The 15,657-nt window shown below is 63.6% G+C and carries 16 protein-coding genes; 8 read left to right on the forward strand and 8 right to left on the reverse strand.

All coding sequences use genetic code 11. The annotated features are described in order from the left end of the window. Window positions 1–62: 62 nt before the first annotated feature. From fliG to KC8_RS16590, 8 genes are all read left to right on the forward strand, one after another. Entirely contained in the window at window positions 63–1,097 is a 1,035-nt protein-coding gene (gene fliG, locus KC8_RS16555; protein ID WP_010125719.1) for a flagellar motor switch protein FliG, read from the forward strand. A gap of 31 nt (window positions 1,098–1,128) precedes the next feature. Beyond that, window positions 1,129–1,800, forward strand: a complete 672-nt coding sequence (locus KC8_RS16560; RefSeq protein ID WP_010125720.1) for a FliH/SctL family protein — start codon at window positions 1,129–1,131, stop codon at window positions 1,798–1,800. A 143-nt stretch (window positions 1,801–1,943) separates the two neighbouring features. Then, complete coding sequence (fliF, locus tag KC8_RS16565; protein WP_050805412.1) at window positions 1,944–3,512, forward strand: flagellar basal-body MS-ring/collar protein FliF; 1,569 nt, start codon at window positions 1,944–1,946, stop codon at window positions 3,510–3,512. After that, window positions 3,509–3,892 carry a flagellar motor switch protein FliN gene (gene fliN, locus KC8_RS16570; RefSeq protein WP_010125723.1) on the forward strand — a complete coding sequence of 128 codons (384 nt, stop codon included), beginning with the start codon at window positions 3,509–3,511 and terminating at the stop codon, window positions 3,890–3,892. Before fliF ends, fliN begins: the two co-directional genes overlap by 4 nt. Continuing rightward, complete coding sequence (locus tag KC8_RS20585; protein WP_010125725.1) at window positions 3,892–4,320, forward strand: helix-turn-helix domain-containing protein; 429 nt, start codon at window positions 3,892–3,894, stop codon at window positions 4,318–4,320. The genes fliN and KC8_RS20585 overlap by 1 nt, the downstream gene beginning before the upstream one ends. A 114-nt stretch (window positions 4,321–4,434) precedes the next feature. Beyond that, window positions 4,435–6,519, forward strand: a complete 2,085-nt coding sequence (gene flhA / locus KC8_RS16580) for a flagellar biosynthesis protein FlhA (RefSeq protein ID WP_029624560.1) — start codon at window positions 4,435–4,437, stop codon at window positions 6,517–6,519. A gap of 73 nt (window positions 6,520–6,592) precedes the next feature. Beyond that, entirely contained in the window at window positions 6,593–7,993 is a 1,401-nt protein-coding gene (locus KC8_RS16585; protein WP_010125727.1) for a flagellar hook-length control protein FliK, read from the forward strand. Window positions 7,994–8,005: 12 nt separating this feature from the next. Beyond that, window positions 8,006–8,671, forward strand: a complete 666-nt coding sequence (locus KC8_RS16590) for a flagellar hook assembly protein FlgD (RefSeq protein ID WP_010125728.1) — start codon at window positions 8,006–8,008, stop codon at window positions 8,669–8,671. An 85-nt stretch (window positions 8,672–8,756) separates the two neighbouring features. Here the strand turns inward: KC8_RS16590 and KC8_RS16595 are convergent, their stop codons facing one another. From KC8_RS16595 to KC8_RS16630, 8 genes are all read right to left on the reverse strand, one after another. Further along, window positions 8,757–9,077, reverse strand: coding sequence for a hypothetical protein (locus tag KC8_RS16595; RefSeq protein ID WP_010125729.1), 321 nt, complete (start codon window positions 9,075–9,077; stop codon window positions 8,757–8,759). A gap of 388 nt (window positions 9,078–9,465) precedes the next feature. Continuing rightward, window positions 9,466–10,347 carry a flagellin gene (locus KC8_RS16600; RefSeq protein ID WP_010125730.1) on the reverse strand — a complete coding sequence of 294 codons (882 nt, stop codon included), beginning with the start codon at window positions 10,345–10,347 and terminating at the stop codon, window positions 9,466–9,468. 278 nt (window positions 10,348–10,625) lie between these two features. Next, the gene (locus KC8_RS16605; protein ID WP_010125732.1) at window positions 10,626–11,492 is read right to left on the reverse strand and encodes a flagellin; all 867 of its coding nucleotides are present in this window, start codon (window positions 11,490–11,492) and stop codon (window positions 10,626–10,628) included. Between the two features lie 278 nt (window positions 11,493–11,770). Further along, window positions 11,771–12,655 (reverse strand): flagellin, encoded by an 885-nt coding sequence (locus KC8_RS16610; protein WP_010125733.1) that lies wholly within the window; start codon window positions 12,653–12,655, stop codon window positions 11,771–11,773. A 172-nt stretch (window positions 12,656–12,827) separates the two neighbouring features. Beyond that, a complete protein-coding gene (gene flgH / locus KC8_RS16615) occupies window positions 12,828–13,589 on the reverse strand; it encodes a flagellar basal body L-ring protein FlgH (RefSeq protein ID WP_010125734.1) in 762 nt (253 codons plus the stop codon). A 10-nt stretch (window positions 13,590–13,599) separates the two neighbouring features. Continuing rightward, window positions 13,600–14,052: a flagellar basal body P-ring formation chaperone FlgA gene (gene flgA / locus KC8_RS16620; protein ID WP_010125735.1), complete on the reverse strand. Its 453-nt coding sequence runs from the start codon at window positions 14,050–14,052 to the stop codon at window positions 13,600–13,602. Between the two features lie 5 nt (window positions 14,053–14,057). Beyond that, on the reverse strand, window positions 14,058–14,843 hold the full coding sequence (gene flgG, locus KC8_RS16625; RefSeq protein WP_010125736.1) for a flagellar basal-body rod protein FlgG: 786 nt from the start codon (window positions 14,841–14,843) through the stop codon (window positions 14,058–14,060). Window positions 14,844–14,897: 54 nt separating this feature from the next. After that, window positions 14,898–15,641: a flagellar hook-basal body complex protein gene (locus KC8_RS16630; RefSeq protein ID WP_010125737.1), complete on the reverse strand. Its 744-nt coding sequence runs from the start codon at window positions 15,639–15,641 to the stop codon at window positions 14,898–14,900. Window positions 15,642–15,657 lie beyond the last annotated feature (16 nt).

The raw sequence follows: 15,657 nt of genomic DNA on the forward strand, positions 1-15,657 counted from the left end.
TATAAGATAGAGGGAATGGGGCCGTTTCGGCGGGAAACGCACCAAAAATTTGGGAGCATTGCATGGGGGTGATGGTGCCGGTTGGCGAACCACCAGAGCTGAAGAAATATTCGGGCGTGCAACGCGCGGCCGCGCTGATGCTGGCGCTTGGCCGCGATCATGGCGCGCCGATATGGGAACAGCTGACGACCGACGAGATCAAGGAGTTGTCGGCCTGCATCGCGCAACTCGGCCGGGTGCCGTCCGCGGTTGTCGAACATCTGCTGATCCAGTTTTCGGGCGAAGTATCGAGCATGGCGTCGCTCCACGGTTCGTTCGAAACGACCGAGCGGCTGCTGGACGGCATTTTGCCGCCCGAGCGCGTGAAGGAGATCATGGAGGATATCCGTGGTCCTTCGGGCCGGACGATGTGGGACAAGCTGTCCAACGTCAGCGAAACCGTGCTCGCCGGCTATCTCAAGAACGAATATCCGCAGACCGTGGCGGTGATCCTCCACAAGCTGCGTTCCGATCATGCCGCGCGCGTGCTGGCCGAATTGCCGGAAGAACTGGCGACCGACGTGGTGATGCGCATGCTGCGCATGGATACGGTGCAGAAGGACGTGATCCTCCAGGTCGAACAGACGCTGAAAAGCGAGTTCATGACCAATTTGTCGCGCGCCCAGCGCCGCGACCCGCATGAAACCATGGCCGAAGTGTTCAACGCGCTCGACCGCGCAACCGAAGAAGCGATGCTGACCGCGCTCGACGACAAGGCGCCGGAATCCGCCGAACGCATCCGCGCGCTGATGTTCACGTTCGAAGATCTCGCCAACCTGCTGCCGGCCGCGATCCAGACGATCGTGCGCAACAGCAACAAGCGCGAACTGGCGCTGGCGCTGAAGGGCGCGCCCGAAGACATGAAGCAGATGTTCTTTGGTGGCATGACCGAACGCGCCGCCAAGCTGATGCGCGACGACATGGCGGCGATGGGGCCGGTGCGGGCGCGCGAATGCGAGGAAGCGCAGACCGCGCTGGTGCGTCTGGCCAAGTCGCTGGGTGATCGGGGCGAAATCATGCTCGTCGATCCCAAGAGCGACGATGCGATGATCTATTGATCGCGCACAGGAACATGGCGTTGAAAGGTCGATGATGGAGGCAGCCATCCACGTAAAGCCATTCGGGTTCGATCGCGTCTTCCGCTTCGCATCCAGCGAGCCGGCACCCGCGAACACCATCGAACTCACCAAGCAGATCGCCGCGTTGCAGGCCGAAAACGACAGGATGGTGCTGGAGCATATCGCCGCATTGTCCCTGGCGCGCGAGGACGGCTTTGCGGCGGGCCTGGATCAGGCGCGTGGCGAACGCGACACCGCAATGCTGGCGGCGACCGATGCGCTGCACGCCGCGATCGACGAGATCGATGCGCGGTTGGCCGAAACGGCGGATGCGATGATGAAGGACGCCGCCGACGTGGCGTTCTCCGCAGCCGAAATCCTGGCCGGGCACGCCATCGAGCAGGCGCCGGCGCGATCGGTGGACGAGGCGCTGGGCCGCGTTTTGCAGCAAGTGGGCCGGGGCACGCAGTTGCGGGTCAAGGTCCATCCATCGCTTGCCACGGACATGGAACGCCTGATCGCGGCCCGCGTCAGCAAGGAACGGCGCAAGCTTTCGATCACCGTGGTCGAAGATGATGTCATGACGCCGGGCGACGCGCTGATCCACTGGGATGAAGGTGGGCTGGCGGTGGATGCGGCCGGCCGCCGCGCCGCCGTGATGGCCGAACTCGGCCCGCTTCTGGGAGATCGTCGCGAAGCGTAAAAGAATGCGCCCCGGCAAGAGTTGCCTAGTCGATATCCTCCTATAATGGATATGCAAGGGCAGGGGCCTTTGTGGTTTGAAACACGAGGCCTGCCTTGAACGGATTGCGAAATTTGATCGCGCAGCTCGGGCCGCGCCGTCTGATGATGATGGGGGGCGTGGCACTCGTCCTGCTCATCGGCATCGGCGCGCTCGCCCTGCGCAGCCCATCGGCGGAGATGGGCTTTCTCTATACGGATCTCGATCCGGCCGCCGCGCAGGCAATCACTGAAAAACTGAATGCGCAGGGCGTGCCGTTCCAGATTTCGCCCGATGGCACATCGGTCATGGCGCCGGCGGCCAGGCTTGCCGAATTGCGGATGGCGATGGCGTCCGAACGGCTGGGCGGCAAGATCGGCTATGACGTGCTGGATGCGGAGGAGCCGTTCGGGGTTTCGTCGTCCCGCGCCAAGATGAACGAGACGCGCGCCGTAGAAGGCGAACTGGCGCGTTCGATCGAAAGCCTTGAACGGGTGGCGCGGGCGCGGGTTCATATCGTGATGCCCGAACGTGCGATGTTCGCCGCCGAACCGCGCAAGGCGACGGCGGCGGTGACGGTGAAAACCAACGGCCGGCTGACCGGCGAAACGGTGCAGGCGATCCGCTATCTTGTTGCGTCGTCGGTGCCGGAACTGTCCCCGGAAAGCGTGTCGATCGTTGACCAGTCGGGCGCCCTGCTGGCCCGTGCGGGCGAAGGCGGCGGTGCCGGATCGTCGGAGATGGAAGAGCGCCAGACGGCGGTGGAAGCCAGGCTGCGTTCGCAGATCGAAGCGATGGTCGAGCCGATCGTCGGTGCCGGCAAGGTCCGCGCCGAGGTGTCGGCCGTGCTGGATCGCGACCAACTGCGCGAGGAAGCCGAAACCTTCGACCCCGACAAGCAGGTCATCGCGCATCAGGTGACGGTGGAATCCAACGACCAGAATGCCGAAGGCGATGCCGGCGCGCAGGGCGTGACCGTGGGCACCCAATTGCCCGAAGCGGATGGCCCGATCACCGGCAGCGGCCAGGAAAGCCGCCGATCCGCACGCAATGAATCGTCGGAAGACATCACCTTCCAGAACAGCCGTACGCAAACCGTAAGCGTCCGCACGCCGGGCAAGATCAACCGGTTGACCGTGGCGGTGATGGTTGACGGTGGCCCCAAGGGCCTGCCCCAGCCGCAGATTCAGCGCCTGACCCGCCTTGTGGAAAACGCCGTCGGCTTTGACGCGGAACGCGGGGACAGCGTGGTGGTGGAAAGCATGCCCTTTGCCACGCCGGAAGATCCGGGTGCGGCCGATGGCGCACTGCCGTTCGGGCTGACGATGGACAATCTGTTCAGCCTGCTCAAACTGCTGGTAATCGCCGGTGTCGTGCTGATCGCGGTGCGCATGCTGCGGCCGAAACCCCCGATCGTTGAACAGGTGTTCGAAGACCGCCGCGCACTGCCGGCGCCGGATAGTCCCGAAATGCTCGACCTCGCCAGCCGCGCGGCGGACGGCGACGAAGACGCGATGCGCCAGCTGGAAGCGCTGCGTGAGGCGGAAAGTGACGTTCCGCTGCTCGATCAGGAAATCGCGCTCGCCCAGGTCGATGGTCGCATCAAATTGTCCGCGCTCAAGCGCATCGGCGACGCAATCGCCTCCAACCCGGCCGAGTCCGCCTCGGTGATCCGTCAGTGGATGAACGCATGAAAGAGGATCTGATGACCCAGGATGCTGAAACGCGCCAGCTCGCGCCCACCCACTTTGGCAATGACGAAACCGAAACATCGACGTCGGGCAGTGCATCCGAAGACTGGTCGTTCGATCGCCCGTCGACCCCGCCGACGCCCGACGATCTGCACGCCGTGTTCGACGTGCCGGTCAAGGTGCAGGCGGTGCTCGGCCGATCGCGCATGGATATCGGCACCTTGCTGCGGTTGAAGCCGGGGGCAGTCGTCGAACTGGATCGCCGTGTCGGTGAACCGGTCGATATCTTCGTCAACAACCGCCTGATCGCGCGCGGGGAAGTGGTGCTGATCGACAGCGCTTTGGGCGTCACGCTCACCGAAATCATCCGGCAGGACCGGTAATGACGTTCGCTGTGAAGGAATCCGGGCACCTGCTGCTCGTCGGACCGCCGGACAGCACATTGGGTGTCGCGGCGGAAATGGCCCGCAGTTCAGAGGCGGCACTTGCCGTCTGCGACGCGCGCGGCGATGCGCTGGAACGGTTGTGGAGCCTGCGGAGCGACCTGGTGATGGTCGACGTGCCGGTCGATGTGCCGGAGGTGCTGGCCCGGCTGCGCGGTGAACATCGCCTGTTGCCACCCCGTATGATTGACGGGCTGGTCGGCCGGACGGTGGCCGATGTCGAGCGGGAACTGATCTTGCAGACATTGGTGCATTGCCGGGGCAACCGGACGTCCGCGTCCAACATCCTGGGCATTTCGGTCCGCACCATGCGCAACAAGCTGCGGACGTTCATCGAGGACGGCATTCCGGTGCTGCCCGCGCTGTAAGACGGGGCGCGGCCTGGGATCGGCCGCGCTCTCCCCTAAGTTTCGTTCAGGGTTTCGGGCCGCCTCATGCGTCCGAAATCAATCCCGACGCACGCCCCGTATGCGGAGCATTTCATGCCCATCCAGATCGACCAGTTCCTGAAACGGCTTGGCCCGGGCCGCGATCTCGCGCTTGCCATTGGTGTCCTTGCGATCATCGCGATGCTGATCCTGCCGATGCCGGGCTGGCTGCTCGACTTCGGCCTGTCGCTTTCGATCACCGCTTCGGTGCTGATCCTGATGACGGCCTTGTTCATCGACAAGCCGCTGCAGCTATCGAGTTTTCCGACGATCCTGCTGATCGTGACGATGCTGCGGCTGGGCCTGAACCTGGCTTCGACCCGGCTGATCCTGGGCCATGGCCATGAAGGGCCGCAGGCGGCGGGCGGGGTGATCGCGGCGTTCGGTGAGTTCCTGATGGGCGGGGAAACCGTCATCGGCCTGACCATCTTCATCATCCTGATCGTCATCAACTTCGTCGTCATCACCAAGGGTGCTGGCCGCATCGCCGAAGTCGGCGCGCGGTTCAGCCTTGATGCGATGCCCGGCAAGCAGATGGCGATCGACGCCGATCTGTCCGCGGGCATGATCACCGAAGCGCAGGCGCGCGAACGCCGCGCCGAGATCGAAGCCGAAAGCGGCTTCTATGGCGCGATGGACGGTGCATCGAAATTCGTGAAGGGCGATGCGGTGGCGGCCCTGCTGATCACCGCGATCAACATCATCGTTGGTCTGATCATTGGCATCGCGATCCACGGCGTGCCGTTTGGCGAAGCGTTCCACAGCTATACGATCCTGACGGTGGGCGACGGTCTGGTCAGCCAGATTCCGGCGCTGATCGTGTCGACCGCGGCGGGCCTGCTCGTTTCCAAGGGCGGGATTGCCGGCAAGACGGGCGCGGCGCTGGGCGATCAGCTGGGCCGTTATCCCAAGGCGTTCGGCATGGTGGCGGTGTTGATGATCGTGCTGGGCCTGATACCGGGCATGCCGTTCCTGCCTTTCGTCGTGCTGGGTGGCGGTTGCGGCTGGCTGGCGTGGAAAATGTCGGAGAAGGCCGATGCCGAGGCGGCGCAGGCGCGCATGGCCGAAGCGATCGCGCAACAGCAGACCGAACAGGTGGACGAGCCGATTTCACGCACGCTGGCGATCGACGCGGTGCGGATCGAACTGGGCTATGCGCTGCTGCCGCTGATCAACGACAGCCAGGCCGAACCGCGCCTGGACGATCAGGTGCGCGCGCTGCGGCGGCAGATGGCGATCGATTATGGCTTCGTGCTGCCGGCCGTCCGCATCCTCGACAATATGGCGCTCCAGCCCAATGAATATGTCGTCTACGTCAAGGAAACCGAAGCCGCGCGCGGGGAAATCCGGCTCGATAAACTGCTGGTGATCAATCCGGGCGGTGGCGGCGGGCTGGGCGTGCCGGGCGAAGAAACGCGCGAACCGGTGTTCAACCTGCCGGCGCTGTGGATCGACCGCGATCTGCGCGACGAGGCCGGTTTCCGTGGCCTGACGGTGGTCGACAGCGGCACGGTGATCACCACGCATCTGACGGAAATCGTGAAGGATAATGTCGCCGACCTGCTGTCGTACACCGAAGCGCAGAAACTGCTGACCGAAGTCCATAAGGAATCGGAAAAGCTGGTTGCCGATATCGTGCCGTCGAAAATTTCGATTTCGGGGGTGCAGCGCATCCTGCAGAATCTGCTGTCCGAAGGGGTTTCGATCCGCGACATTCCGACGATCCTGGAAGGGATCGCAGAGGCAACCGCCTTCACCCAGAATATCACGCAGATGACGGAACATGCCCGCAGCCGTCTGGCGCGGCAGATTTCCGCGCAGCAGACGCGCGACGGCACGATCCCGATCATCACGCTGGCGCCGCGCTGGGATGCCGAGTTCGCCGAAAGCATCATCGGGCAGGGCGATGATCGCCACCTCGCCATGGCGCCGTCCAGCCTGCAGGCGTTCATCGCCGCCGTGCGCGAAGCGTATGACAAGCTGGCGTCGGAAGGGGAAATCCCCTGCCTGCTGACCAGCCCGGCGATCCGGCCGTTCGTGCGCTCGATCATCGAACGGGTGCGGCCGGCGACAGTGGTGATCTCGCAGAATGAGATTCACGCCCGCGCGCGCATCCGCACGCTTGGCACAATCGGCTGATCGGGCCGGATCGCAAATTCCCGTTCTATAATAAAAACAAAGCGCGTGATTTGCGTTGCAGGAAAGCTGTCGAATGAACATTGCGATGATTGCCTCGGTCGCCGCCTCCACCCGTTTGCCGGGTACGGCTTCGGGTTCTGCGTCTGGTGCCGGGGCGGCTGGCTTTGGCGGCTTGATCGGTGCGGCCTCTGCCGTGTCGGCCGATGCCGGCGGGAAGACGCCGTTGCCGACGCCGACGCCAATGCCGGCCTCGACGCCAATGTCGGCGCCGATGCCCGCGATTTCCGGTGATCAGCTTGTATCCGCGACGCCGGTTGATGAACTTGCGGTGGCACTTCCGGCGGAGGCCGGCTTATTGGTCGTCGAAACACCGGAACAGCCTGCCATCGGCGCTGATGCTGCCAAGGATGCTGTCGATCATCCGGCGACGAAGCATCCGGTGGATCTTGCGGCTGTGGCCACCAAGCTGGCAATGCCCGCATCGCCCGATGCGGCGGCGACCGATACGGCGGCGCCCGATGCGGCCGTTATTCCGGCGGTGCCCAATGCCGCGCCGGCTGGAGACGCGATCGTCGTCGCAGAGGCGGTCAGGCCGAAACTACCGGTTTCTGTCGATGGCGAAGGGACGAGCGAACCGGATCAGGCGACATCGCCGGATGCCGCCAGCGTTGCCCTTCCGGTGCCTGTCCTTGCCGATGCCGCGCGTCCGCCTGTTCCGGCTCCGGCTCCGGCTGCGCATGCCGCGCTGGCCGTGGCGGCCCCGCCTGCGGCCGATCCGTCGGCCACCGCCGATGCCCCGACGCCGAACCTGTTGAACGAGGTGGTGGCCATCCATGATCGCGCGGCCCCTGCACCCACGGGCGGCGCCGGCGATGGCGCGCCCGCCCGCGACGTCGCTAGCAATGCTGTCGCGTCCGATGGCCCCGATAGCTTGCCGTCATCCTTGTTCAGTCAGGCGTTGCCCAACGTGGCAGCGCGGCCGGCGTCCCAGCCTTATGGCGCGACCGCGCACCAGCCGACGCCGCACCAGCCGGTCGTGGCCGCGCAACCCGGCCAGATCGGGCGCGACATGGGGGTCGAAATTGCGCGGACGGTTGCGGCCGGGCGCGAAGAAGTACGCATCCGGCTCGATCCGGCCGAAATGGGACGGATCGACGTTCGCCTCAATTTCGATCGCGACGGCAGCCTGCGGGCCGTGGTCGCAGCGGACAGCCCTGCGGCCCTCGAAATGTTGCGGCGCGAGGCAGGCGACCTCACCCGCGCGCTGGCGGATGCCGGTGTGCGCGCCGATCCGCAGTCCTTCCGGTTCGACAGCCGCAATCCCGATGCCGGCACGTCCTGGCAACGCGGCCAGCAAGGCTCCGATGGACGGGGCGGGCAGGGCGGCCTGGCACAGGGCGGCGGCGATGCCGGCGACGATCAACCCGCTTACCGGCCGCTTCGCACCAGCGGCCGTGTCGACATGATGGCATAAGGATCAACTGATATGACGACCGTTTCGGGCACCGATGCCGCAACAGCGCAAACGCAACGCGGCAGTGCCAACCCACCGGCGACGATCGCCGCCGATTTCAATATGTTCCTGAAGCTGCTGACCGCGCAGATGCAGAATCAGGATCCGCTCGATCCGATGGACACGTCCGAATATACCCAGCAGCTGGTGCAATATTCGCAGGTCGAACAGTCGATCCAGCAGACCAGCACGCTCAAGGAAGTCGTCGCCCGGCTGGCGTCGCAGGATATGGCGCAGGCATCCAATTTTATCGGCCGCGAAGCGCGGTTCGATTCCCCCGTCGCGGGGCTGGGCACGGCGCCGGCGACCTGGACATACTTTGCCGATGGGAAGCCCAATTCCATCGTGGCGACCGTCAAGGATGCGGCCGGCAAGGTCGTCAGCGAAGTTACGATCGATCCGGAAGCGCAGGGCCGCTATTCCTGGGATGGCATGCTGGCCGATGGCACGCGCGCCAAGGATGGCGCTTATGTCCTGTCGGTCAAGGCGCTGGATGCGAATGGCACGGTGATGCCGGTCACGATCAATTCGGTCGCCACCGTCAAGGATGTCGTGACCGACGGAACGAACGTCATGCTGGGCGTCAACGGCATTCGGATGCCGGTGAGCGGGCTGGTGGCCATTTCAGCCCCGGCCTGATCGACGATAGCGCTGATCAGGAAAGGCCCCGTGTCGATGCGATCGACACGGGGCCTTTTTCATGTCCTGGCGGGAGGAAGGGGCCTCAGTTGGTCACCACGGCCTGGCGGAGCGAGGCGGCCCGCACAGGGCAACAGGGCGAATGGGCTGTTTCGTGACTGAGAGCGCTGGCGCCGGATATCGATCGCGGGGCATCCAGTTCATCGAGCGTGAAATCGACGATCCGGGATCCGGCGAGACGAGCAGGCAGCGCGATCATCGTCAGGCAATCGGGAATGGAAGGATCTTCGCGCGGACCGATGGTTTCGTCGACCTCATCGGGCGTCAGGCCGCCATCGCGCCGGCAAATTTCAGCCGCGGCGGTCCACAATGCGGTTACGTCCTCAACCGAGATATCCAGCGTCACGCGATATTGCCCGGGAGAGTTTCTGGTCTCGGCGATTGCGCCCGGAGCCTTGGAACCTACGCAAACGTCCATCAAAAAACCTCATTACAAAACAACGTGATTTTCTGGTCTCGTCCTCCCCAGGCAGACGCCGATGCAGCCGTTGACGCCGCATACATGGGCAGACCTGTGGTTTATTAATGAATGCTTACCAACTAAGGGTTTTCCCTTATTGTCATAAAATATTGATATATATCGTTATTATTGTTCATCACGATATTGATTGCCCGAAATGCGGGCTGCTGACGCAGATGCCAAAAGGCCGGGATGGCGAACCATCCCGGCCTTTCCGTGCGATCTGCTCCATCCCCGAGGGGGGTGAGGGGAGGGATGAAGCCGCCATCATTCCTTAGCGGAACAGCGACAGGATCGTCTGCGGCGCCTGGTTGGCGATGCCCAGAGCCTGCACGCCCAGCTGCTGCTGGACCTGAAGCGCCTGAAGCTTTGCCGATTCCTTGGCGAGATCGGCGTCGACCAGGTTGCCGATGCCGGCGGTCACAACGTCGGTCAGCTTGCTGTTGAAGCTGAGCTGGCCGTCGATCTGGCGCGAAGCCGAACCCAGCGTGCTGAGGCTGGTCTTCACGGTTGCGAACATCGCGTCCAGCTTGGTCGCGAGGGCTGAGGCCGCGCCGGAACCGGTGTTGGCGGTGCCGTCATCGGTCAAGGCCAGCTTGTCGATTTCGACGTTGGTGCCGCCCACTTCAAGGGCAGTGGTGGAGGCCGCCGTAAGGTCCTGGTTGGCGACGTCCAGGGTGGTTGCACCCGTGGCGATCGACTGCAGTGCGCTGACCTTGCCGCCGGTGGCTGCAGGACCCTTCAGCAGGTTGGTGCCGTTGAAGTCCGAACCGTCGATGATCGTGTTGATCTGGTTCTTCAGGGCAACCAGATCCTTCGAGATCGCCGTGCGGCTTTCCTTGTCGAGGCCCTTGTCCGACGCTTCGAGCGCCTTCGATTTCATCTGGTTGAGGATGTCGGAGACCTGCTCGGCACCGGCAACCGCCGTATCCGTCACGCTTTTCGCATTGGTGAGCGAGGAGGTGACCGCGCTCAGCTTGCCAAGGTCGCCACGCAGGGTCTGCGCGATGACATATTTGGCCGAGTCATCCTTGGTGGAGGCGACGTTCAGGCCGGTGTTGATGCGGCTCTGCGTGGTCGCCATGCCACGGTTGGTCGCGTTGAGGCTCTGGAGAGCGGCCATCGCGCCGACATTGGTGTTTACCGAAAATGCCATTGTTTCATTCCTTCTTGGATGAAAAGCCGAATTCTTCGACCTAGGCCAGTGCGCTGGCCCCCGACGATCCCGCTTGCATCGGGCCGCCTTTCATTCTGGGAAGAAATTATGGGAGGCAGTAGCAATTCACCGACTTTATTTATGGCTAACAAAATGTTGGCCATGGTGGCGCGCTGCGTGCGCAAAAAGGCCGGGATGGCGAACCATCCCGGCCTTTCCGTGCGATCTGCTCCATCCCCGAGGGGGGTGAGGGGAGGGATGAAGCCCCGCGCCTTTCCTTAGCGGAAGAGCGACAGGATCGTCTGCGGCGCCTGGTTGGCGATGCCCAGAGCCTGCACGCCCAGCTGCTGCTGGACCTGAAGCGCCTGAAGCTTTGCCGATTCCTTGGCGAGATCGGCGTCGACCAGGTTGCCGATGCCGGCGGTCACAACGTCGGTCAGCTTGCTGTTGAAGCTGAGCTGGCCATCGATCTGACGCGAAGCCGAACCCAGCGTGCTGAGGCTGGTCTTCACGGTTGCGAACATGGTGTCCAGCTTGCCGGCCAGCGTCGCTGCTGCTGCGGCACCCGTGGCGGCAACGTTGAGCGCATCGATATCCGTGTTGGTGCCGCTCGCCTGCAGTGCGGTCGTGGAGGCCAGCGTAAGATCCTGGTTGGCGACGTCCAGGGTGGTTGCACCCGTGGCGATCGACTGCAGTGCGCTGACCTTGCCGCCGGTGGCTGCAGGGCCCTTCAGCAGGTTGGTGCCGTTGAAGTCCGAACCGTCGATGATCGTGTTGATCTGGTTCTTCAGCGCCACCAGATCCTTCGAGATCGCCGTGCGGCTTTCCGTATCGAGACCCGTGTCCGATGCTTCGAGCGCCTTCGACTTCATCTGGTTGAGGATGTCGGAGACCTGTTCGGCACCGGCAACCGCCGTATCCGTCACGCTTTTCGCATTGGTGAGCGAGGAGGTGACCGCGCTCAGCTTGCCAAGGTCGCCACGCAGGGTCTGCGCGATGACATATTTGGCCGAGTCATCCTTGGTGGAGGCGACGTTCAGGCCGGTGTTGATGCGGCTCTGCGTGGTCGCCATGCCACGGTTGGTCGCGTTGAGGCTCTGGAGAGCGGCCATCGCGCCGACATTGGTGTTTACCGAAAATGCCATTGTTTCATTCCTTCTTGGATGAAAAGCCGAATTCTTCGACCTGGGCCAGTGCGCTGGCCCCCGACGATCCCGCTTGCATCGGGCCGCCTTTCATTCTGGGAAGAAATTATGGGAGGCAGTAGCAATTCACCGACTTTATTTATGACTAACAAAATGTTGATCATGGTGGCGCGCTGCGTGCGCAAAAAGGCCGGGATGGTGAACCATCCCGGCCTTTCCGTGCGATCTGCTCCATCCCCGAGGGGGGTGAGGGGAGGGATGAAGCCCCGCGCCTTTCCTTAGCGGAAGAGCGACAGGATCGTCTGCGGCGCCTGGTTGGCGATGCCCAGAGCCTGCACGCCCAGCTGCTGCTGGACCTGAAGGGCCTGAAGCTTTGCCGATTCCTTGGCGAGATCGGCGTCGACCAGGTTGCCGATGCCGGCGGTCACAACGTCGGTCAGCTTGCTGTTGAAGCTGAGCTGGCCGTCGATCTGGCGCGAAGCCGAACCCAATGCGCTCAGGCTGGTCTTCACCGCGGTGAACATGACGTCCAGCGTTCCGGCCAGGGCCTTGGCTGCTGCCGCACCGTCGTTGACGCCGGCGGTGACGGTGGTCTTGTTGAGATCCGTGATCGTCGTGTCCGTAGCGGCGACGCCGAGAGCCGCGTCCGAAAGCGCCGTGAAGTCCTGATTGGCGACGTCGAGCGTGGCCGCGCCCGATGCGATCGACTGCAGCGCGCTGACCTTGTTGCCGGTGGCCAACGGGCCCTTCAGCAGGTTGGTGCCGTTGAAGTCCGAACCGTCGATGATCGTGTTGACCTGCTTTTTCAGCGCCACCAGATCCTTCGAGATCGCCGTGCGGCTTTCGACGTCGAGGCCGTTGTCCGACGCTTCGAGCGCCTTCGACTTCATCTGGTTGAGGATGTCGGAGATCTGCTCGGCACCGGCAACCGCCGTATCCGTCACGCTTTTCGCATTGGTGAGCGAGGAGGTGACCGCGCTCAGCTTGCCAAGGTCGCCACGCAGGGTCTGCGCGATGACATATTTGGCCGAGTCATCCTTGGTGGAGGCGACGTTCAGGCCGGTGTTGATGCGGCTCTGCGTGGTCGCCATGCCACGGTTGGTCGCGTTGAGGCTCTGGAGAGCGGCCATCGCGCCGACATTGGTGTTTACCGAAAATGCCATTGTTTCATTCCTTCTTGGATGAAAAGCCGAATTCTTCGACCTGGGCCAGTGCGCTGGCCCCCGACGATCCCGCTTGCATCGGGTCGCCTTTCATTCTGGGAAGAAATTATGGGAGGCAGTAGCAATTCACCGACTTTATTTATGGCTAACAAAATGTTGACGACGCCATCCGTCAGAACGGGAACAGCGCGTCATAGATCTGCTGGCCCCAGCGCGCCTGCTGCGCGTCGGTCAACTGACCGCGACCACCGTAGATGATCCGCGCTTCGGCGATCTGGCTGTGCCGGATGCTGTTGTCGCGGGCGATATCTTCGGGGCGAATAACGCCGGCGACGATCAGTTCGCGCAGTTCGAAATTGACGCGCACTTCCTGGCGGCCGCGGATCATCAGATTGCCGTTGGGCAGGACATCCGTCACCAGCGCCGCGACCGTCATGTTGATCTGTTCGCTGCGCTGTGTGTTGCCCGCGCCGACGGCCTTCGAGTTCGAACTGGTGTCGACCAGCGTCGATGGATCGGGATTGCCGGGCAGGATCTTGCCGATCTGGCTTTCCAGCCCGAGCAGGGCCGATATGCCGCCGCTTTCCGCGCCGGCGCGGGTGCGCGAGGTGGAATTGTCGACCACCGCCTTGTCGGCGATGTTGATCCGGATCGTCACGATATCCCCCACGCGCGACGCGCGCTGATCGCGGAAGAAGGCGCCAGCACCAGTGCGGAACAGCGACGCGCTGGTCGCCGGCGGCTGCGGCGGGGGCGGTGTCCGTCCGGCGCGGTGCGCGGCGGCCTGATTGCCGAGGGAGGGTTCGATGATCGGAGCCACCGGATCCTCCATCGGCGTAACCTTTGGCGCGCGGCCGACATTGGCGAGCCGGCCGGGGACGCCGCAACCCGACAACATGGTGACGAGCAGCAGGGATGATATGACGCGCTTCATCGATACTCTCCTATTGGCCGGCGACGCGGACACGGCCGGCTTGCTCGACCACGCCATCCAGCGTGCGATTGGTGCTGAGGCTGACGACACGGATGGGTTCGCCGACGCCGCCGCCCGACAGCGCCCGCCCGGCGGTCGTGATCGACAGCGCGCCCGATACGAGCGCGATGGTGACGGCTTCGCCGCGGCGGATGGCCTGCGGCCGGGCGAGGTCCGTTCCCCGCACCGGCTGGCCGGCCAGCAACCGCCGCGTCGCTTCCATCCCCGCCGCATCGCGTGGCGATATGGCGCTGCGTGCCGCGGTTGCGCTGACGGGCGCCGCCTCGAAATCCGCGGCCGACACCCGATCGCCTTTTTCGATCGTGCGGACGAGCACCGGTGCATCGATCGTCGGCGGCGCCGATTGCGCGATCGCCGCGGTGCCCCCGCCTGCAAGCAGGAACGCGGATATAAGGAGGCGCATTGCGATCACCGCAGCTGGCTGCTGGTGGCGAGCATTTCGTCGGCGGTCTTCACCACGCGGCTGTTCATTTCATAGGCGCGCTGGGCGGTGATCAGGGCGGTGATTTCGGCAACGGAATTGACGTTCGATGCCTCCAGAAAGCCTTGCGTCAGCGTGCCGAAACCGGGCTGGCCGGGCAGCGAGACGGTGGGCTGGCCCGATGCCGATGTTTCCAGGAACAAGCTCGATCCGATCGCTTCCAGCCCGGCTTCGTTGACGAAGGTGGATAGTTCGAGCTGCCCGACCGTCTGCAATTCCGGCTGGCCGGCGAGCTTGACCTGCACTTCGCCGGTCTTGGAGACGACCACGTCGAGCGCGCCCTGCGGGATGGTGATATCCGGCTGGACGCGATAGCCGTCGGTCGTCACCAGTTCGCCCTGATCGGACAATTGGAACGAACCGGCGCGGGTATAGCCGATTTCGCCCGAGGGCATTGCGACCTGAAAATAGCCGGGACCATCGATCGCCATGTCGTAGCGGTTGCCGGTGTTGGTCATCGGACCCTGTTCGGCGATACGATAGACGCCGCCGGTGCGCACGCCGGCGCCGATCTGGATGCCCGACGGCACGCGCGTGCCATCGGCGCTGGACGAGGCGCCGGGGCGCGACACCTGCTGGTAGAGCAGATCCTGAAATTCGGCGCGCTGCCGCTTGAACCCGGTGGTGTTCATGTTGGCGATGTTGTTGGAGATGACGTCGACATTGGTCTGTTGTGCGAGCATGCCGGTGCCGGCGATGGAAAGAGAACGCATTTCATGCCTTTCACAAGAATATTGGGATCAGGAAAAACGAAAGATCCGGATGGATCAGTTGACGCGGCCGAGCTTGTCGATCGCCGTTTTGCGCATGTCGTTCAGGGCTTCGGACATGCGCATGCTGGATTGGTAGGAGCGCAGGATTTCGACCATGGCGGTCGTCTCCACGATCGGCTGGACGTTCGATCCCTCGACACCGCCGACTTTGAGCTTGGTCTGGCCGGCGGCGAGTGCCTGGCCACCCGTGCCGGCCATCATGCCGTCGCCGCGCGGGGACACCATGTTTTCGTCGGCAAAACTGGTGATTCCGATCCGTCCGAGCGGGCCTTCGCGGCCCATGACGGTGCCATCGGCGGCGATGGTGATCGAATTCATCTGTTCGGGCGGAACGGTGATCGGGCGGCCATTATCGCCCAGGATGCGGTGGCCGCTTGATGTGGCGAGATCGCCTGATTCCAGAATTTTGATGAAGCCCGCGCGGGTATAGGCAACGCCGCCATCGGCGGTTTCGACGTTGAGATAGCCGGGACCATCGATCATCACGTCGAGCGGATTGCCCGTTGCCTGAAACGCACCCTGCGTCACATCGTGGATCGCGCCATAATCGAGCACGAACGAGGTTTTCTTGGCGTCTTCGATCGGTGCTTCACGGGTCTTTTCGACATATTCATGAAACAGCGGCTGTTCGCGCTTGAACCCCACGGTGCTGCTGTTGGCCATGTTGTTCGCGGTGACATCGAGCCGCCGGCGCAGCGCCTGTTCGTGGCTCAGCAGCACATAGGATGACACGTCCATCAAACCACCTCGGAAA

It is taken from the genome of Sphingomonas sp. KC8, assembly GCF_002151445.1.
Lineage (GTDB): Bacteria > Pseudomonadota > Alphaproteobacteria > Sphingomonadales > Sphingomonadaceae > Sphingomonas_E.